This is a genomic window from Oceanimonas sp. AH20CE76 (assembly GCF_039654065.1).
Taxonomy (GTDB): Bacteria; Pseudomonadota; Gammaproteobacteria; order Enterobacterales; family Aeromonadaceae; genus Oceanimonas; species Oceanimonas smirnovii.
In genome coordinates, this window is sequence record NZ_CP155481.1 from 824,633 (window position 1) to 842,015 (window position 17,383).

A 17,383-nucleotide genomic window follows, 5' to 3' on the forward strand; every position below is an offset into this window, starting at 1 on the left:
CGGCATCAGGCGTTTTTCAGCATCCATTCCAGCTCTATGTCGGTGATGCGCTTTTCAAATTCCAGCTGCTCGTCGTTTTTGCAGATACGGTATACCTCGATAAAGTCTTTCCCCAGGTAGTGCTTGAGCGGGGTCTTGCCTTCCAGCCTGGCCAGGGCACTGCTCTGGCGGGTGGGAAGAGGCAGACCTTGCTGCTCCAGACCGTTACCCACCACAGGAGCCGGCAGCGGCAGCTCCGGGTTATCCAGCCCGTGCAGCAGACCGGCCAGTATGGTGGCCACCACCAGATAAGGGTTGGCATCGGCACCGGGCACCCGGTATTCAATGCGGCGGGCCTCGTCGTCGCCGGCGGGAATACGCAGGGCCACAGTGCGGTTGTTGTGACCCCATGAGGCCTGCACCGGCACATACATACCCGGCTGAAAACGACGGAAGGCGTTCACGTTGGGGGCCAGCAGCGCCATGCTGTCGGGCATTAAATCGAGCATGCCTGCCAGTGAGCGCTTGAGCAGCGCAGTGTCTTCGCCCTGATCATCGGAAAACAGGTTCACCCCCTGCTCATCGGTCACGCTGATGTGCACATGCAGGCCGCTGCCGGCGTGCTCTTCATAGGGTTTGGCCATAAAGGTGGCGTCCATTTCATATTGCTCCGCCACCAGCTTAATCAGCCGTTTTAATGCCAGTGCCTGATCGCAGGCGGCCAGCACATCACTGCCGTGATGCATATTGATCTCGAACTGGCCCGGCGCGGCCTCGGCCACGGCCCCGTCGGCAGGCAGCTTCTGCCGCTCGGCAATGGTGTCTATGTCGGCAAGAATGTCGGCAAAGTTATTAAGGTTATCGACCGAATATACCTGGCTGTAGGTGTCGCGCTTTTGGGTGAGGGGGGAGCGGGGAGGCTGCAGCCGGCCCTGTTCGTCTCTGTCTCTGTCTACCAGATAAAACTCCAGCTCCAGCGCAATGACCGGCGTCAGGCCTCTGGCTTTGACTTCCTGCCAGACCCGGTTAAGCACATTGCGCGGCTCCAGCGCAAAAGGCTGCTCGTCTTCATCCACCATGGTCAGCAGCAGCTGGGCTACGCTGTCGGAGTCGGCGGCTGAGGGCACCAGGGTGCCGGCAATGGGGTAGCAGGGCAGATCCGGCTCGCCGATGTCCTGCCCGACGCCGGTTTCTTCCACTACGTTGCCGCGAAAGTCCATGGCAAACATGGACGCGGGGAAAAAACAGCCGTTTTCCAGCTTGTCGAGGGCAGTTACCGGCAGCCGCTTGCCGCGAAAGATACCGTTAAGATCGGTGAGTAATACGTCCACATACTGAGTGTCGGGATAGCGGGCAAGGTAAGCGGCTACCTCCTGTTCAAAGGGGGTTAAGGCCGGCTCGCCGGCAGAAGGAAGGGCTGTAACCGTTGTGTTTGCTTGCATGATTTCACCACCATGTGACCGTTAAATATAATTTACGGTGATAACTTAGGATTGTTTAATTTGTTTTGCAAGTGTTAAAAATTATTGTGGTTTCAAAACGGTGATGCTAGGGTTTTGACTATATTTTTTACGGTTTCCTCGTCTCAGAGGCGAAGTGTTCAAAATTTAGAGCGGATGGATGCTTATGTCGATGGTTTATATATTTAACAAGCCTTGGGTGGGCGTGATCCTTTGCCAGCAGCAGCTGGGGCCTCATCCGGGGTTAACGGTGCAGCAGAAATACCTGGATGCCATTGTGGCTGCCGGTGCTGTGCCTGTGCCTCTGGTGCACCAGCTGGGTGCAGACGAGCAGAGTCTTGATGCCATGCTGGCGCGCCTTGACGGCATTTTGCTGACCGGCAGCTACAGCAATATGGAGCCGCATCATTACGGTGAAACCGGCGAAGAAGCGCACACCGACAAAGGCCGGGACAGACTCAGCCTGCGGCTGATTGCCGCGGCACAGACCATGAAAATGCCACTGTTTGGCATTTGTCGCGGTTTTCAGGAAATGGTGGTGGCCAGTGGCGGCAGCCTGCACCGGCGGTTGCATGAAACCGGTCTGTTTGCCGAGCACCGTGAGAACAAGGAATTACCGCTGGAGCAACAATATGCGCCGGCCCACAGCATTACTCCGGTGGCGGGTGGTGTGCTGGCCCGGCTGGCCGGTGACGCTGAGCTTAACGTGAACTCGCTGCACATGCAGGGTGCCAAAAGCACAGGGCCCGGTGTGCAGGTGGAAGCCACCGCACCCGACGGTCTGGTAGAAGCCATCAGCCTTGTGAATCATCCTTTTGCGCTGGGGGTGCAGTGGCACCCCGAGTGGCAAAGCCGGGAAAACCCGCTGTCTCGCGCGCTGTTTGACGGCTTTGTGGCGGCCTGCCATGACTATGCCGGGCAAAGGAGCCGGGGGTGAGCCGCGGGCATGAGCTGGCACTGGGCAGCCGGCTGGCCAGCATTCGTCGGCAGCTGGGGCTGAGCCAGCGCCGGGTGGCGGAGTTATCGGGCCTGACGCATGGTGCCATTTGCACCATAGAGCAGGACAAGGTGAGCCCGGCGGTGAGCAGCCTGCAAAAACTGCTCAAGGTATATGACATGTCGCTGTCAGCGTTTTTTGCCGAGCAGCAACCCGCTGTCCGCAACAAGGTAGTGATTAACGAAAGCGAGCTGGTGGAGATTGGCAGCCGGGGCGTGTCGTTCAAACTGGTGCACAACGGCAACCCCAGGCGCACATTAGGGTTTTTAATTGAATGCTATGCCCCGGGCACCAGTACCGGCGGCCATATTAAACACACGGGAGAAGAAGTGGGCACTGTGCTGGAAGGCGACATTGAGCTGACGGTGGACGGTGAGCGCTACCAGCTGAGCGCCGGTCAGAGTTATGTAATAGACACTGGCCTGCCCCATACCTTTACCAATTCATCGAGCCGGGAATGCCGCATTATCAGTGCGCATACGCCGGCCAACCTGTAATGCAAAGCGGAGACACATGATGGAATTCAGAACTCAGGCCCACTGGCAGGCCGAAGCACACAAGCTGAAACCTGAAACCCGGCTGTTTATTGAAGGTGACTATCGCGAGGCCGTGGCCGGCGAGCGCTTTGCGAGCATTAATCCCGCCACCAATGCCACCCTGGCAGAGGTGAGTCGTGCCAGAGACGCCGATGTGAACATGGCGGTAGTGGCCGCCAGGGCCAGCTTTGAGGCAGGGGTGTGGTCACAGCAATCGCCTGCTGCACGCAAGGCGGTGTTGCTGAAGCTGGCGAGCCTGATGGAGCAACACAGTGAAGAGCTGGCACTGCTGGAAACCCTGGACACCGGTAAGCCCATTCGCCACAGCCTGCGGGATGATATTCCCGGGGCGGTGCGCTGCATACGCTGGTATGCGGAAGCGGTTGATAAAATTTATGGCGAAATTGCGCCCACCGGCCCCGATGCGCTGGCGCTGGTCAGCCGTGAGCCCATTGGCGTGGTGGCGGCCATCGTGCCCTGGAACTTTCCGCTGCTGCTGGCCTGCTGGAAGCTGGGGCCGGCGCTGGCAGCGGGCAACTCGGTGATTTTAAAACCTTCCGAGAAGTCACCGCTGTCGGCCATTCGCCTGGCGGCACTGGCTAAAGAAGCAGGCCTGCCCGATGGCGTGCTTAATGTGCTGCCCGGTTTTGGCCATGAGGCGGGCAAGGCGCTGGCGCTGCATGAGGACGTGGACTGCCTGACCTTTACCGGCTCCACCGGCGTGGGGCGGTTGCTGCTGGAATATGCCGGCCGCTCTAACATGAAACGGGTGTGGCTGGAAGCCGGCGGCAAGAGTGCCAACATTGTGTTTGCCGACTGCCCGGATCTGGCCAAAGCGGCCCGGGCTTCTGCCGCCGGCATTTTCTACAACCAGGGGCAGGTGTGCATTGCCGGCACCCGGCTGCTGGTAGAAAGCAGCATCAAGGACGCCTTTATGGCGGAGCTGAAAAAAGCCGCCGAAGCGTTCAAGCCCAAGGATCCGCTGGATCCGTCTTCTGCCATGGGCACCCTGATCGACAGCGATCATCACGGCAGCGTGTGCCGCTATATTGCCGAAGGTCTGAAAGACGGCGCTGTGCTGGGCCTGGATGGCCGGGATCAGGCGGGCAATTTTATCGGGCCGACTGTGCTGGAGCAGGTGAACCCTCATATGACGGTGTCGCGGGAAGAAATTTTCGGCCCCGTGCTGGCCGTTACTGCCTTTGAGCATGAAAGCGAAGCCGTGCGTCTGGCCAATGACAGCCAGTATGGTCTGGGCGCCGGGCTGTGGACCTCGGATTTGCGCCGGGCGCACCGGCTGGCACGGCAGCTGAAAGCCGGCTCCGTGTTTATTAATAACTATAACGACGGTGACATGACGGTGCCCTTTGGTGGCGTGAAGCAAAGCGGCAACGGCCGCGACAAGTCGCTGCATGCCTTTGATAAGTTTACCGAACTCAAAACCACCTGGCTGGCACTGGATTAAGGGAGAACAGAACCATGGAGCACGTTAACAGCTATTATGCGGCCACTGCCAACGAGCATGCGCCCTGGCCGCAACTGACCGAGAACATTCAGTGCGATGTATGTGTGGTGGGCGGCGGCTACACCGGCCTGTCTACTGCCTTGTTTCTGTGTGAAGCCGGCTTTGATGTGGTGCTGCTGGAAGCCGGTCGTATCGGCTTTGGTGCCAGTGGCCGCAACGGCGGCCAGCTGGTCAACTCCTACAGCCGGGACATAGACGTGATTGAATCCCGCTATGGCCACGATACCGCGCGCATGCTGGGCAGCATGATGTTTGAAGGCGGCGATATTATTCGTGAACGCATTCAGCAGTACGATATTCAGTGCGACTTTAAACCCGGCGGTATTTTTGCGGCGCTGAACAGCCGCCAGTTGCATGAACTGGAAAGCCAGAAGGGCAACTGGGAGCGCTATGGCCACGACGGCCTGGAGCTGCTGGATGCTGAGCGTATTACTCAGGAAATTGACAGCAAGAACTATGTGGGCGGTTTGCTGGATCACAGAGGCGGGCATATTCATCCGCTGAATCTGGCGCTGGGCGAGGCAGAAGCCATTCGCAAACTGGGCGGACGCATTTTTGAGCAGTCGGCGGTCACCGGGCTCAAATACGGCGATCCGGCCCTGGCCACAACCGATAAGGGCAGCGTCAGTGCAAAATTTATGGTGCTGGCGGGCAATGCCTATCTTGGCAACCTGGAGCCAAAGCTCTCGGCCAAAGCCATGCCCTGCGGCACTCAGATTGTGACCACTGAGCCGCTGAGCGACGAGCAGGCGCACAGCCTGATTGCCAATCAGTATTGCGTGGAAGACTGTAACTATCTGCTGGATTATTACCGGGTAACCGGCGACAACCGGCTGCTGTATGGCGGTGGTGTGGTCTACGGTGCCCGGGATCCGGACGACATTGACCGGCTGGTGCTGCCCAAACTGCTGAAGACCTTTCCGCAGCTGGAAGGCATTAAGGTGGATTATCGCTGGACCGGCAACTTTTTGCTGACCCTGTCGCGTCTGCCCCAGTTTGGCCGGCTGGAGCCCAATGTGTATTACATGCAGGGCTACAGCGGCCATGGGGTAACCTGCACTCACCTGGCGGGGCGGTTATTGTCGGAAGTGCTGAAAGGCCAGGCTGAGCGTTTTGACGCCTTTGCCAGCCTGCCGCACCTGCCGTTTTTCGGCGGCCGCCGCTTCCAGGTACCTTTCAGCGCCATGGGCGCGGCTTATTACAGCCTGCGGGATAAGCTCGGGGTTTGACCCCTGCGGGGAGCCGAAAGCCGAAAGCCGAAAGCTGGAAGTTGTTCAAAAAAGCGGTGATTGCAGGCGCGGGGTTGTGTCTGCAATCGTTTTGTTTTTCTTACCGCTTCAAGCTGATCGCTTACAGCTCTCCCGAAGGGAGCAGCTGATCCGTCCGTGCCGCCATAATAAAATCATTGCGGTGCAGCCCATGAATGGCATGAGTCCACCAGGTCACGGTGACCTTGCCCCATTCCAGCAAAATGGCCGGGTGATGAAACTCGCTCTCGGCCAGTTCTGCCACTTTATCCGCAAAGGCCCAGGCCTGTTTAAAGTTCTTGAAGGTAAACTCCCGCTCCAGCTGCAGCACACCGTTCCGGGACTGGGGTGTCCAGTCGGGGATCTGCGTCATTAGTCCGGCCAGCTCGGCATCGCTGACTCTGGGCGCATCGGCGCGGCAGGCCTCGCATTGTTGTTGGGCCAGTTGGCTCATGGTGTCTCCTTAAATGGCGGTTTTCTTGGGTGGAAAAGCAGGTGCAAACAGCCCCAGCTGCTGTGCCTTGTGCACTTCGGCCATAATGTCCATATCGGCAATGGCAAACAGCTGATCCAGATTGTCCAGCACATAATAAATGGGCTGCATAATGTCGATGCGATAGGGGGTGCGCAGCACATCCAGCAGGTTAAAGGGGCGAAACTCCGGCTTGCCCGACTCAAAAGCATATTGAGTCTCACCGGGTGATGACAGTATGCCTCCGCCGTAAATGCGCCGGCCCCGGGGTGTGTTCAGCAGGCCAAACTCCACGGTAAACCAGTACAGCCGCGCCAGAAACCCCCGCTCTTTGGGGCTGGCTTTTTCGCCAAGCCTGCCATAGGTATGAGTAAAGCGGGCAAAGGCCGGATGGGTGAGCATGGCGCAGTGGCCAAACAGCTCATGAAAAATATCCGGCTCCTGTAAATAATCCAGATGTTCCCGCCGGCGAATAAAGGTGGCCACCGGAAACTGCCGGCCGGCCAGCAGCTCAAAAAAGCGATCAAAGGAAATAAGCGCCGGCACCCGGGCCACTTGCCAGCCGGTGGCAGGCTGCAGCACCCGGTTAATGTCTGCCAATTGTGGAATGTGGTCTTGTGGCAGATTTAACTGCTTAAGCCCTGTCAGATATTCGTTACAGGCCGTTTGCTGCACACAATCCAGCTGGCGGGTGATAAGCATCTGCCAGATAGCGTTTTCTTCCTCCGGATAATGAATATGGCCGTCAGGCCCGGGTGTGCGGGCCACGTAGGTGGAGGCGTTCATTCAGCCTTGCCCTTTGTCAGTGATAATGCCTTTACTGTAGAGACAGCGGCTATGGGTGAAAAGGGCAGGGCGGCACTGTGACGTTACAGGGGTGTCAGTTTTTGTTTACGGAGGGCGGCTGCACGCCAAATACCTGAGACAGATAAGCCAGATAACCGGCGTCTTCACACATGGCCTTGCCCGGGCTGTCGGACAGTTTGGCTACTGCCTGGCCGTTACAGCGGGTCATTTTAATCACCATGCTGAGCGGCGGCGTGCTGGTCACGTCATTGGTCAGGTGGGTGCCAATGCCAAAGGCCGGCCGGCACTGCCCGGCAAAGCGCTGATACAGCTCCAGTGCCTTGCTGACCGTGAGTGAGTCACTGTAGACCAGCCGCTTGCCGTTGGGGTCGATTTTCAGCTTGCGGTAGTGGGCCAGGGCTTTTTCGGTCCAGATAACCGGATCGCCCGAGTCGTGGCGCAGGCCGTCGAACAGCTTGGCGTAGTAGAGATCAAAGTCCTGCAAAAATGCATTCATGCCCACCACATCGGTCAGGGCAATGCCCAGCCGGCCGCGATATTCACTCACCCAGGCGTCCAGCGCTGCTTTCTGGCTGTCTATCAGGCGCGGGCCCAGCGCCTGAAAGGCCTGCAAAAATTCATGGGCCATGGTGCCCATGGGCGGGCGGTCAATCAGCCGTGACAGCGCCAGGTTGCTGGTGCCGGAAAACTGTGTGGGCAGGCCGGCGGCCAGGGTTTGCACTACTTCCTGTTGCCATCTGGCAGAAAAGCGCCGGCGGGTGCCAAAGTCGGAAAAGCGAAAGCCCTCTGCCGGTGCCAGCAGGTCCATTTTTTGTTGCGTGCGCGCCCGTGCCTGCTCCCAGTTGGGCTTAGGATAATGATGGCGGCAATACACCTCGCTGATAATGGCCAGCAGCGGCACTTCAAACAGAATGGTGTGCAGCCAGGGGCCGCGAATGCTGAGTTCCAGCCGGCCGTTAACGCATTCAAGGTGCACAAAGCGCCGGTCGAGCCGGAACAGCCGTAAAAAGTGAATAAAGTCGGGCTTGATGTAATCGAGACCGGCCAGATAATTCAGCTCGTCATCGCTGAGCTGCAGTGTGCATAAGTGGTCAATTTCCCGGCTGATGTCGTTAAAGCAGGCTGAAAAGTCCACATTTGGGGTGCGGCAGCGAAACCGGTATTCCACTTCGGCGGCCGGATGCTGATGCAGCACCGCCTGCATCATGGTGTATTTATAGAGGTCGGTGTCGAGCAGGGTGGTGATCACGGGCTCAGTCATGGGCCTGCTCCAGCTCGCCGGCATGCTGCACAAAGTGCGCGCCCAGCTGAATCATCTCGGCAATGGCCCTCTCCGTTGTGTCATCGGCCACCCCCCGGGTGGCGGCACGGTTTACAATGACAGTAAAGCCGGCGGCCAGCAGCTGCTTCACCGTGTGAAACACGCAATAGTCGGTGGCCAGGCCGCCAATGATGACGGTGCTGATGCGGTTGCCGCGTAAGTATTCAATCAGGCCGGTGCTTTGGCGCTCTGCCATGTCGTGATAGCAGGCACCGTAGGGGTGCATGTCGGGCTCCACGCCTTTCCATACAAAAAAGTCATAATCGGCCGGGTGGGGCAGACCGTCAAGCAGCTCAAAGCCTCGGGTGCCGGGCACGGCGTGCAGGGGCCAGCGAATATCGACGTTGTCACCTTCCACCGGACTGAACGCGGGCTTGTCATCACTGGCTACCCAGACGGCTTGCGGTGAGTGAGCGTCTTTGGAGCCCAGGCGCAGGCCGGCAAAGGCGGCCTGGCGGTTGAGCTCTTCGGCAATGGTGTCGCCACCGGCTACCGGCAGCTCATTGGGGCAGGCGGGAGTAAAAGTATACTGGGCATCCACGTCCAGACTGGCTACCCTGTGTTTGGCGGGCAATTTCATGTGCCGTCTCCTGTTTGTGATGTGCGGCAAGGGCACTGCATAGCACTGTTTTTTAATATTGTTTTGATTGAGTCTAATGTTAATTTGGTTCAGTATCGCCCCCATTCGGGGTGTTCTCCCCTCATTAAGCCAAAGGTGACCGTAATGAGCCAGCTCCACCAGACAGAATATCAGCGTTTTATCGATCAAGTTAAAGCCGACAATGTGATGTGGGGGCTTCGCTTCGGAGACGAGTGGGTGGTGTGTGACTCCACCGAGTTTGAGGATACCGAAGTGATGCCGGTGTGGTCTACCAAAGCTGAGGCTCAGGCCCAGTGCGTGGATGAGTGGGCCCAGTATGAGCCGTTTGAGATCACGCTGGCCGAGTTTCTGGAAATTTGGGTGGAAGACCTGTCGGAAGACGGCGTACGCATTGGCCCCAACTGGAACGAAGAGCTTGATGGTATCGAGCTGGATGTGCTGGAAATGGTGAAAGAATTCGCCTGACGGCAATGCGAAGCAGCAGTGCAATCCCCACTGCTGCTTCGGGCAATATCGGCGTTGTCTGTTTATGCTTATAGCTGATCGCTTACGGCTGTTTTTTCAGCGTCCAGCTCAGCTGTTGCCAGCCTCGCTCGGCGGCGATGGCGTTCAGCGCCTCGTTACCGTTGACTACAGCGGCTTCATCTACGTACTCCAGCAGCGGTAAATCGTTGCTGGAGTCGCTGTAGCCGTAGCAAAAGTCCGGCTCAACATTGTGTTCCCGCAGCCAGTGACCCAGGCGCACTACCTTTCCCTGCTGAAAACTGAAAACACCTTCCGGCCGGCCGCTGTAGCGGCCGTTCACGACTTCCACCTGTACACCAATGGCGTCTTCCACCCCCAGATAATGCGCGATGGGCCTGACCAGGTGCTCGCCGGTGGCGGAAATGATCAGGCAGCGGTGCCCCTGAGCCTTGTGCCACGCCAGCCGCTGCCGCGCCTCGGGGTAGACAATGGGGGCAATATGGTGAGTGATAAATTCTGCTGCCAGCCGGCTGATCTCTGCCGCAGTACGGCCTTCCAGCGGTGCCAGGGTCAGCGCCATGTAGGCGTTCATATCGAGGGTGCCGGCGTAATAGTCTTCCATTAACCGCTGCTCTTCGGCCAGCAGGGCGTCGCTGACCAGGCCACGCTTGGCCAGAAACTCCAGCCACAAAGTGGCAGAGTCACCGGCAATCAGGGTTTCGTCCAGATCAAATATGGCCAGCTTCATCAGGCAACCTCTTTCAGTTCATTTTTGGGGAGCAGCAGCTCGACCCGGCTTCCGGCAGACAGTAATGAGGCCGGGCCCCGGTTTAGCGTATCCACCTCCAGGGTGGCGTGGGCCAGTCTCATGCGATAACGGATCACGTTGCCCAGCAGCTGGTGGTGCTCCACGTGGGCGGGTAAAGGCGTTGTCATCGGCATACTATAATCGCGACCCGGCTCGTGAATGTAAATGGTCTCGGGGCGAATGGCCAGCCGGCCGCGAATGCGCATGCCGAACAGGGCGGCGGCCTGTTGTGCGTCGAGCAGGTTGTAGCTGCCCATAAAGCCCGCCACAAAGTCATTGGCGGGGCGGGTGTAAACGCCCTCGGCGGTGTCGGCCTGCACGATACGGCCCTGGTTCATTACAAAGACGCGATCCGACATGGTCAGGGCCTCTTCCTGATCGTGGGTCACGAATACTGTGGTCAGTTCAAGCTGTTGCTGAATGCGCCGGATCTGCTCGCGCAGCCGCTTGCGAATGGGGGCGTCCAGCGCCGACAGCGGCTCGTCCAGCAGCAGAATGCGCGGCTGCACCACCAATGCCCGGGCCAGGGCCACCCGCTGGCGCTGACCGCCGGAAAGCTGGGCGGGGTAGTGCTTTTCCCGGCCTTCCAGACCCACCAGCTCCACGGCTTCCGCCACCCGGCGGTTGAGCTCGGCCCTGTTCAGCTTTTGCATACTCAGGCCAAAGGCGATGTTGCCGGCCACCGTCAGGTTGGGAAACAGGGCATAGCTCTGAAACACCATGCCGATGCCCCGCTTCTGGGGCTTGAGGTGGGTAATGTCTTCACCGGCCACGCGAATATGGCCGTGATCCGGGCTGACCAGACCGGCCAGGCTGCGCAGCAGGGTCGACTTGCCGCAGCCCGAGGGGCCGAGCAGGGTCACCAGCTCGCCCCGGCGAATATCGAAGTGAATGTCGCTGAACACGCGAGTGTCGCCAAAGGATTTGGCGAGATGGGCAACTTCCAGATAAAACATCAGGTGCTCCGGGATTGCAGGCGCAGCGCCACCCAGGTGGCGAGGCCGATAAACAGGAAATAGGACATCACCATGGCACTGGTGAAGTGGCCGCTGGTGGTGCGCTGGCTGTACAGGTAGACCTGCAGGGTTTCAAAGCGGGTGCCCACCAGCAGGTTGGCAAACACAAACTCCCCGAACAGGAAGGAAAACGCCAGAAACAGGGCGCTGAGCAGGCCGTTGCGCAGGTTGGGCAGCACCACGCGCAAAAAGGCGCGGGTGGTGCCGGCACCCAGCAGGTGGGCGGCGTCCATCAGGTCGGGCAGGTTAACCGCCTCCAGGTTGTTGGCCAGGGCCCGGTACATAAAGGGCAGGCTCAGGGTGAAGTAGCACAGCACCAGGATCCAGGGCGTGCCCACCAGGGGCAGGGGGCCGCCGGCGTACAGTTGCAGCAGGCCCACCGACGACACCACAGGTGGCACCGCAAAGGGCAGCAACACCAGCAGGTTCATCGGGCCTTTGAGTTTGGGAAAGTAGTAAAACACCACAAACAGCGCCGGCAGAATCAGCACCAGGCTGAGCGTAAGCGCCGCCAGGCACACCAGCAGCGAGCGACCAAAGGCGGCCAGAAAGCGCTGGTCGGTCCACAGTTTGGCATACCACTGGATGCTGAACCCCTGCGGCAGAATGTGGGCACCCCAGCTCTCGGCCAGGGAATAGGCTAGGGTAATGGCGATGGGGGCGGCCAGCAGGACCACCAGGGTCCACACCGTAAGTCGGGCGGACAGGGGGGGCTTAGACATGACGACTCCAGGCAACAAGCCACTGGTTAACGGCGGTGACCAGCACCAGCAGGGCCATCAGCAGCAGCGACAGCGCCGCCGCCAGCTGGGGCTCGAGGAAGATGTCTCCCGCCACCAGGCCGGCAATTTGAATGGTCACCAGGTTGTAGTTGCTGGTCATCAGCGCATAGGTGCTGGCGTAGGCGCCGAGGGCATTGGCCAGCAGTATGATAAAGGTGCCGAGCAGGGCCGGACTCAGCACCGGCAGCACCACCCGCAGCCAGTAGCGTATCGGGCCGGCCCCCAGCAGAGCGGCGGCGTCGCGCCAGTCGTCGCGCACGGCGTCAAAGGCCGGGTACAGCAACAGCACCGCCAGCGGCACCTGAAAGTAGGTGTAGAGCACCAGCAGGCCGCCACGGGAATAGAGATTGAACTGCTCGGCCAGCCCCAGCTGCTGCAGTAACAGGGTCAGGGCGCCGTTCATGCCCAGTAGCACGATAAAGGCAAAGGCCAGGGGCACGCCGGAAAAGTTGCTGGCCATGGTGGTAAAGGCCACCACGGCGTTTTGCAGCCGGCCCGGCACCCGCCGCAGTGCCGCCGTTCCCAGAGTGGCAATGGCCAGGCCCGCCAGGCTGGACCAGAACGCCAGATCCAGGCTGTTGGTAAAGGACTGGTGATACCAGGGGGAACCGAGGATCTCGCGAAAGTGGACCAGGCTCCAGTCGCCGCCCGCCTGAAAGGCGTTGATCGCCACCCAGGCAATGGGCGCCAGCTGAAACAGGGTAAACACCAGGCCAAAGGGCAGCAGCAACAGCAGCGGCAGCCGGCGTCGCCAGGCCGAAGGGCGAGCGGCCGGAACGCTGCCGGTGTGCACGGGAGCCGCGGTGTGTGAGGGCCGGTCGGAGCTCAGGGCAAGATCGGTCATATCAGCAGCTCCCGGCACTGGGGTTTGTGGTGATCCAGGCCGAGCAGGCTGGCCAGGGTGCCGCACAGCTCGGTCTGGCGCGGGTGGGCGTGGCGGTCGTGACTGAATGCCGAGCCCAGCACAAACAGCGGCACTTCCCGCTCTTCCGGCAGGGCACCGCTGTGGCTGCGATCCCGGTTCATGCCGTGATCACTGGTGATCATCAGCTGATAGCCTTGCTGCAGCCAGCGCGGCACATAATCGGCCAGCAGCAGATCGAAGCGACGGGCGCTGTTGCGGTACTGGGAGGAGTCCAGGCCAAACTGGTGGCCGGCATGATCCACGTTCATCGGGTGGATCAGCAGCAGATCCGGATCCGCGCTCTGGCGCAGCCACTCGGCGTCGACCAGCAGGTGGCTGTCGGGGTAGTCGTCCTGGTGGTAGAAAATGCCGTGCTGAATGGGCAGCTGTGGGTCCTGGGTAAAGCGATCCCGCAGTGGATCGTAGGGCGCGCGGTTGTACAGCTCGCTCATCCAGTGGTAGGCCGCCGCCGCCGTGGTGAGGCCGGCACCCTGAGCCAGGTGAAACAGGCTGGTCTCGTTGCTTAAACGCACCACCCCGTTGTGTACTACACCGTGATCCACCGGCCGGGTGCCGGTGAGAATGGTTTCGTACAAGGGGCGCGACAGCGCCGGCAGTTCGCATTGCAGCTTGTAGCCGGTGGCGCGCCCCGCTTCGGTCATGGCCAGCAGGTAGCCCAGGCTGTGCCGGGCTACCTCGTGGGCCAGACCGTCAATGATGATCAGTATGACCTTGTGCATGCTTACCTCTGCTGGTGCACCAACACCTCGGTCTGCCACTGGCGGGGCAGGCGCTTGGTGCTTTGCTCCCAGATGCCGAAGTCGGCAATGGGGCGGGCATTGGCGTACATCTCGTTGGGTAGCAGCCTGGCCTGCACGTCGTCGGGCAGGGTCACGTTACTGCGAATGGGACGGGCATAGCCCCGGGCCAGGTTGATTTGGCCGGCATCGCTCAGAATGTACTCCCGTGCCAGCTTGGCGGCGTTGGGGTTCTTGGCGTACTTGTTGATGATGGTGGCATAGCCGGAGATCAGGGAGCCGTCTGAGGGGATCACCACGGTAAAGCGCTCCCGGTCGATTTGATCCCGGTAGTTGAGGGCGTTGAAGTCCCACAGCACCGCCATTTCAATTTCGCCTTTTTCCAGGTTGGCGATATTGGTGTCTACCGGCGACAGCCGGCCCTGGCGGGCCAGATCCGCGAACAGATCCAGCGCCGGGCTCAGGTCGGATTCGTCACCGCCAAGAGCAAAGGCGGCGGCCAGAATGGCGCTGTTGGCCTGAGCGGCCACGCCCACATCCCCCACTGTGACCTGGTAGTCGCCGTCGCGCAGATCGGCCCAGGAGGTGGGCACTTTTTTCACCAGCTCGTTGTTGACGATAAAGGCGATGGTGCCGGTGTAGCCCAGCATCCAGTGGCCGTCTGCATCCTTGGCCCAGTCGGGGATCTCGCTCCAGGTGGACGGCTTGTAGGGCTGAGTGACGCCCTGCTGTACGGCGATGGGGGCAAAGGCGGCACCCACGTCACCGATGTCGGCGGTGGCATCCTCTTTTTCGGCGGCGAACTTGGCGATTTCCTGGGCCGAGCTCATGTCGGTGTCCTGATGCTTCAGGCCGTACTGGCTACCCAGATCCCGCCAGGTGTCCTTCCAGTTGGCCCAGCTGTCGGGCATGCCGACGCTGTTGACCTGGCCTTCGGCCCGGGCCCTGGCTTCCAATTCGCTGAGATCGGCGGCCTGGGCGGTGGTGCCCAGGGCCAGGGTAAGCAGACTTGCGCTAAACAGGTGTTTCATCAGTTCCAATCCTCTGGACTAGGTCAGGTTCGGAACTCATGCTAGGCAGCGAATGTGACACCAAGGCGACACTTTGGTGGCAGTTAAATGCCATTTTGATGAAGTTTTGCACGATATCCCTGTCATTAGCCTGTCACGGCCCGCTGGCAGGCTGGCGTGATTCGTTACTGGACTAGGCCATGACCGTGGAGTTGCAACCCAAAACCCAGACTGCTCTCATCACCGACACCCTGCGCCGCCAGATTGCCGGCGCAACCCTGGCGCCGGGCATCAAGCTGCCCGCCGAACGGGAACTGGCGGCCCTGTTCGAGACGACCCGTATCACCGTCAAGGAGTCGTTGTCGATACTGGAGGCGGAGGGACTGATTTACCGGGAGGAACGGCGCGGCTGGTTTGTGTCGCGCCCGCGCCTGGTCTACAACCCGGCCAGCCGCTCCCATTTCCACGCTCTGGTGGCGGCCCAGGCGCGCCGCGCCGAAACCCGGGTGCTGGCGAGCCGCTGGGTGCCGGCGCCCTGCGAGCTGGTGGCGGAAATGGAGATTGCACCCCTGAGCCGGCTGTTTCGTTTGTGCCGGGAGCGGCGCATCGACGGCCGCGCCGTGCTCTATGTGGAGCACTTTCTGCGGCCCGAATGGTTTCCCGGCATAGAGCGCCAGGATCTGAGCCAGTCCCTGACCGAGCTGTACCGGCGCGAGTACGGGCTAGAGTACGGCCGTTCCCGCTTCGATATCTGCCCCACCGCGGCCCGGGGAGAAGCGGCCCGGGTGCTCAACCTGGCGCCGGGCAGTCCGGTGCTGGCGGTGACCCGCATCAATTACGACCAGCACGGCCGGCTGCTCGATTGCGACCGGGAGATCTGGCGCCACGACGCGGTGCGTATCCGCGTCGACAGCCAGCACCGGAGGGAGTAAGGGCCGGGCGCTAGAGCGGGGCGTCCTCGGCCTGGGGCAGGGGGCGCAGGCCGACGGTAGTGACGCGGTTGCCGATCATGCCCCTGACCTGCAGGCAGACGTTGTCCAGCACCAGGCCGCCGCTGTCCTTCAGATCCTCGGCCAGCTCCCGGCGCAACAGCTGATCCAGGGTCAGTTGCGGCTCCACCGCCAGGTCGATGCCGTAGGAATGGCGCAAGTCCTCCACCCGGGTGCTGCCCTTGAGCCGGAGTTCGGTGTCGGGCAAATCCAGGCGTGGCGCCTCGGCCACCTGGGCGAAGACGCAGTCCACAAAAGGCCGGGTTTCGGGCTTGAGCACCACGAACAGGTGATCGCCCTGCTGCAAGCGGGTGGAGCCGCGCGGCGGAATAACGGTGGTGCCGCGGGTGATCATCGCCACCACGGTATCGTCGGGCAGCGCCATCTGGGACAGGAGCCGGCCGTCGGCGCGGGGGTGCTCGCCCAGGGTGTATTCCACAATGTCGGCGTCGATGTCGCCGACGGCGGTGATCTCCAGGGTGGCGGCGGGGGCTGCCGGCGGCGGCTCGGTCAGGCCCAGCCGGCGGGCCACCAGAGGCAGGGTGGAGCCTTGCAGGGTGGCGGAGATCAGCACCACGAAGAACACCACGTTGAAGATGAGCTCGGCGTTGGGCAGGCCGAACATCAGCGGGAAAATCGCCAGAATGATGGGTACGGAGCCGCGCAGGCCGACCCAGGACACCAGGGCGATTTCGTTGCGGCTGAAGCGGAACAGACGGAGCATGGGCACCACCGCCAGCGGACGGGCCACCAGGATCAGCACGGCGGCAATCAGCAGCCCCTGCCACCAAACCTCCAGCAGGGATTCGGGATAGACCAGCAGGCCGAGCACCACGAACATGGTGATCTGGCTGAGCCAGGCCAGGCCGTCGTGAAACAAAAAGGTGCCGCGCTGGAACACGAAGCGGCTGTTGCCGAGCACCACGCCGGCCAGGAAGACCGCCAGGAAGCCGCTGCCGCCAAGGTTGGCGGCGATACCGAAGGCCAGCAGGCCGCAGCTGGCGACCATCACCGGGTACAGGCCGGAGGCCACCAGCTGGATGCGGTTGATCACCCGTACCGACACCCAGCCCACCAGCAGGCCGACCACGGCGCCCAGGCCCATTTGCATCACGAACAACTGCAGCAGGCCAAGCCCGAAGGGCATGTCGTTGACCAGCACTTCCAGCAGGCCCACGGTCAGGAAGATGGCCATGGGGTCGTTTGAAGCGCTTTCTATTTCCAGGGTGGACTTCAGCCGTTTATTGATGTGGATGCCGGCGTTGCGCAGCAGGGAAAAGACCGCCGCCGCGTCGGTGGAGCCGACGATGGCGCCGAGCAGCAGGCCCTCGAGCAGGGGCAAATCGAGGATATAGGCGGCGGCCACGCCGGTGACCAGGGCGGTCACCAGCACGCCCAGGGTAGCCAGCAGCGAGGCCGGGCGCCACACCATTTTGATGGAGGACACCGGCGTTTGCAGGCCGCCGTCAAACAATATCATCGCCAGCGCCAGGGTACCCAGGGCATGGGCGGCCTGGGGGCTGTCGAAGGCGATGCCGCCGATGCCGCTTTCCCCGGCCAGCATGCCGGTCAGCAGGAACAGGACCAGCACCGGCAGCCCGAGGCGGGCCGACAGCTTGCTGGACAGAATGCCAAACAGGATCAGGATGGCGGCGAGCAGTATCAATCGGTCGATCGCGAACATGGTGTCATATCCCGTTGTTATG

The 17,383-nt window shown here is 60.9% G+C and carries 18 protein-coding genes; 6 read left to right on the plus strand and 12 right to left on the minus strand.

Annotated elements, in window-relative coordinates; all coding sequences use genetic code 11:
* Positions 1–5: 5 nt before the first annotated feature.
* Positions 6–1,421 (minus strand): glutamine synthetase family protein, encoded by a 1,416-nt coding sequence (locus N2M06_RS03985; RefSeq protein WP_346351673.1) that lies wholly within the window; start codon positions 1,419–1,421, stop codon positions 6–8.
* Between the two features lie 184 nt (positions 1,422–1,605).
* Here N2M06_RS03985 and puuD point away from each other — a divergent pair, with 184 nt between their 5' ends.
* From puuD to N2M06_RS04005, 4 genes are read left to right on the plus strand one after another with little or no spacing between them, the layout of a single operon-like run.
* Positions 1,606–2,376 (plus strand): gamma-glutamyl-gamma-aminobutyrate hydrolase, encoded by a 771-nt coding sequence (gene puuD, locus N2M06_RS03990; protein ID WP_346351674.1) that lies wholly within the window; start codon positions 1,606–1,608, stop codon positions 2,374–2,376.
* Positions 2,373–2,933, plus strand: coding sequence for an HTH-type transcriptional regulator PuuR (gene puuR / locus N2M06_RS03995; RefSeq protein ID WP_317073844.1), 561 nt, complete (start codon positions 2,373–2,375; stop codon positions 2,931–2,933). Before puuD ends, puuR begins: the two co-directional genes overlap by 4 nt.
* 19 nt (positions 2,934–2,952) lie before the next feature.
* The gene (gene puuC / locus N2M06_RS04000) at positions 2,953–4,437 is read left to right on the plus strand and encodes an aldehyde dehydrogenase PuuC (RefSeq protein WP_346352151.1); all 1,485 of its coding nucleotides are present in this window, start codon (positions 2,953–2,955) and stop codon (positions 4,435–4,437) included.
* A 14-nt stretch (positions 4,438–4,451) separates the two neighbouring features.
* Positions 4,452–5,726: an FAD-binding oxidoreductase gene (locus N2M06_RS04005; RefSeq protein WP_346351675.1), complete on the plus strand. Its 1,275-nt coding sequence runs from the start codon at positions 4,452–4,454 to the stop codon at positions 5,724–5,726.
* Positions 5,727–5,847: 121 nt separating this feature from the next.
* Here the strand turns inward: N2M06_RS04005 and N2M06_RS04010 are convergent, their stop codons facing one another.
* The 4 genes from N2M06_RS04010 to N2M06_RS04025 all read right to left on the minus strand — a co-directional run bounded on the left by N2M06_RS04010 (position 5,848) and on the right by N2M06_RS04025 (position 8,924).
* A complete protein-coding gene (locus N2M06_RS04010) occupies positions 5,848–6,198 on the minus strand; it encodes a 4a-hydroxytetrahydrobiopterin dehydratase (RefSeq protein ID WP_346351676.1) in 351 nt (116 codons plus the stop codon).
* A 9-nt stretch (positions 6,199–6,207) separates the two neighbouring features.
* Positions 6,208–7,002: a phenylalanine 4-monooxygenase gene (gene phhA / locus N2M06_RS04015; protein WP_346351677.1), complete on the minus strand. Its 795-nt coding sequence runs from the start codon at positions 7,000–7,002 to the stop codon at positions 6,208–6,210.
* 94 nt (positions 7,003–7,096) lie between these two features.
* Positions 7,097–8,284 (minus strand): nicotinate phosphoribosyltransferase, encoded by a 1,188-nt coding sequence (pncB, locus tag N2M06_RS04020; RefSeq protein WP_346351678.1) that lies wholly within the window; start codon positions 8,282–8,284, stop codon positions 7,097–7,099.
* Positions 8,277–8,924, minus strand: coding sequence for an isochorismatase family protein (locus N2M06_RS04025; RefSeq protein WP_346351679.1), 648 nt, complete (start codon positions 8,922–8,924; stop codon positions 8,277–8,279). The genes pncB and N2M06_RS04025 overlap by 8 nt, the downstream gene beginning before the upstream one ends.
* A gap of 144 nt (positions 8,925–9,068) precedes the next feature.
* On the opposite strand from N2M06_RS04025, the gene N2M06_RS04030 reads away from it, so the two are divergent.
* On the plus strand, positions 9,069–9,410 hold the full coding sequence (locus N2M06_RS04030; RefSeq protein ID WP_019933323.1) for a DUF2750 domain-containing protein: 342 nt from the start codon (positions 9,069–9,071) through the stop codon (positions 9,408–9,410).
* Positions 9,411–9,492: 82 nt separating this feature from the next.
* Here the strand turns inward: N2M06_RS04030 and N2M06_RS04035 are convergent, their stop codons facing one another.
* Genes N2M06_RS04035 through N2M06_RS04060 form a run of 6 tightly spaced genes read right to left on the minus strand, consistent with a single transcriptional unit; the run spans position 9,493 to position 14,709 of the window.
* Positions 9,493–10,158 (minus strand): HAD family hydrolase, encoded by a 666-nt coding sequence (locus N2M06_RS04035; protein ID WP_346351680.1) that lies wholly within the window; start codon positions 10,156–10,158, stop codon positions 9,493–9,495.
* Positions 10,158–11,174, minus strand: coding sequence for an ABC transporter ATP-binding protein (locus N2M06_RS04040; protein WP_346351681.1), 1,017 nt, complete (start codon positions 11,172–11,174; stop codon positions 10,158–10,160). Before N2M06_RS04040 ends, N2M06_RS04035 begins: the two co-directional genes overlap by 1 nt.
* The gene (locus N2M06_RS04045; protein WP_346351682.1) at positions 11,174–11,956 is read right to left on the minus strand and encodes an ABC transporter permease; all 783 of its coding nucleotides are present in this window, start codon (positions 11,954–11,956) and stop codon (positions 11,174–11,176) included. The genes N2M06_RS04040 and N2M06_RS04045 overlap by 1 nt, the downstream gene beginning before the upstream one ends.
* On the minus strand, positions 11,949–12,860 hold the full coding sequence (locus N2M06_RS04050) for an ABC transporter permease subunit (protein WP_346351683.1): 912 nt from the start codon (positions 12,858–12,860) through the stop codon (positions 11,949–11,951). Before N2M06_RS04050 ends, N2M06_RS04045 begins: the two co-directional genes overlap by 8 nt.
* The gene (locus N2M06_RS04055) at positions 12,857–13,660 is read right to left on the minus strand and encodes an alkaline phosphatase family protein (RefSeq protein WP_346351684.1); all 804 of its coding nucleotides are present in this window, start codon (positions 13,658–13,660) and stop codon (positions 12,857–12,859) included. Before N2M06_RS04055 ends, N2M06_RS04050 begins: the two co-directional genes overlap by 4 nt.
* Before the next feature lie 2 nt (positions 13,661–13,662).
* The gene (locus N2M06_RS04060; protein WP_346351685.1) at positions 13,663–14,709 is read right to left on the minus strand and encodes an extracellular solute-binding protein; all 1,047 of its coding nucleotides are present in this window, start codon (positions 14,707–14,709) and stop codon (positions 13,663–13,665) included.
* A 179-nt stretch (positions 14,710–14,888) separates the two neighbouring features.
* Between N2M06_RS04060 and N2M06_RS04065 the strand changes: the two genes are divergently transcribed.
* Positions 14,889–15,620, plus strand: a complete 732-nt coding sequence (locus tag N2M06_RS04065; RefSeq protein WP_346351686.1) for a UTRA domain-containing protein — start codon at positions 14,889–14,891, stop codon at positions 15,618–15,620.
* A 10-nt stretch (positions 15,621–15,630) separates the two neighbouring features.
* Here the strand turns inward: N2M06_RS04065 and N2M06_RS04070 are convergent, their stop codons facing one another.
* Positions 15,631–17,361 carry a potassium/proton antiporter gene (locus N2M06_RS04070; protein WP_346351687.1) on the minus strand — a complete coding sequence of 577 codons (1,731 nt, stop codon included), beginning with the start codon at positions 17,359–17,361 and terminating at the stop codon, positions 15,631–15,633.
* Positions 17,362–17,383: the final 22 nt, after the last annotated feature.

Excerpts from the sequence above, each read along its gene's own strand:
- puuD (WP_346351674.1), top strand. The coding sequence starts at position 1,606 with ATGTCGATGGTTTATATATTTAACAAGCCTTGGGTGGGCGTGATCCTT.
- N2M06_RS03985 (WP_346351673.1), bottom strand. The coding sequence starts at position 1,421 with ATGCAAGCAAACACAACGGTTACAGCCCTTCCTTCTGCCGGCGAGCCG.
- N2M06_RS04035 (WP_346351680.1), bottom strand. The coding sequence starts at position 10,158 with ATGAAGCTGGCCATATTTGATCTGGACGAAACCCTGATTGCCGGTGAC.
- N2M06_RS04025 (WP_346351679.1), bottom strand. The coding sequence starts at position 8,924 with ATGAAATTGCCCGCCAAACACAGGGTAGCCAGTCTGGACGTGGATGCC.
- N2M06_RS04045 (WP_346351682.1), bottom strand. The coding sequence starts at position 11,956 with ATGTCTAAGCCCCCCCTGTCCGCCCGACTTACGGTGTGGACCCTGGTG.
- N2M06_RS04040 (WP_346351681.1), bottom strand. The coding sequence starts at position 11,174 with ATGTTTTATCTGGAAGTTGCCCATCTCGCCAAATCCTTTGGCGACACT.
- puuC (WP_346352151.1), top strand. The coding sequence starts at position 2,953 with ATGGAATTCAGAACTCAGGCCCACTGGCAGGCCGAAGCACACAAGCTG.
- N2M06_RS04055 (WP_346351684.1), bottom strand. The coding sequence starts at position 13,660 with ATGCACAAGGTCATACTGATCATCATTGACGGTCTGGCCCACGAGGTA.
- phhA (WP_346351677.1), bottom strand. The coding sequence starts at position 7,002 with ATGAACGCCTCCACCTACGTGGCCCGCACACCCGGGCCTGACGGCCAT.
- N2M06_RS04060 (WP_346351685.1), bottom strand. The coding sequence starts at position 14,709 with ATGAAACACCTGTTTAGCGCAAGTCTGCTTACCCTGGCCCTGGGCACC.
- N2M06_RS04005 (WP_346351675.1), top strand. The coding sequence starts at position 4,452 with ATGGAGCACGTTAACAGCTATTATGCGGCCACTGCCAACGAGCATGCG.
- N2M06_RS04030 (WP_019933323.1), top strand. The coding sequence starts at position 9,069 with ATGAGCCAGCTCCACCAGACAGAATATCAGCGTTTTATCGATCAAGTT.
- N2M06_RS04010 (WP_346351676.1), bottom strand. The coding sequence starts at position 6,198 with ATGAGCCAACTGGCCCAACAACAATGCGAGGCCTGCCGCGCCGATGCG.
- N2M06_RS04070 (WP_346351687.1), bottom strand. The coding sequence starts at position 17,361 with ATGTTCGCGATCGACCGATTGATACTGCTCGCCGCCATCCTGATCCTG.
- N2M06_RS04065 (WP_346351686.1), top strand. The coding sequence starts at position 14,889 with ATGACCGTGGAGTTGCAACCCAAAACCCAGACTGCTCTCATCACCGAC.
- pncB (WP_346351678.1), bottom strand. The coding sequence starts at position 8,284 with ATGACTGAGCCCGTGATCACCACCCTGCTCGACACCGACCTCTATAAA.
- N2M06_RS04050 (WP_346351683.1), bottom strand. The coding sequence starts at position 12,860 with ATGACCGATCTTGCCCTGAGCTCCGACCGGCCCTCACACACCGCGGCT.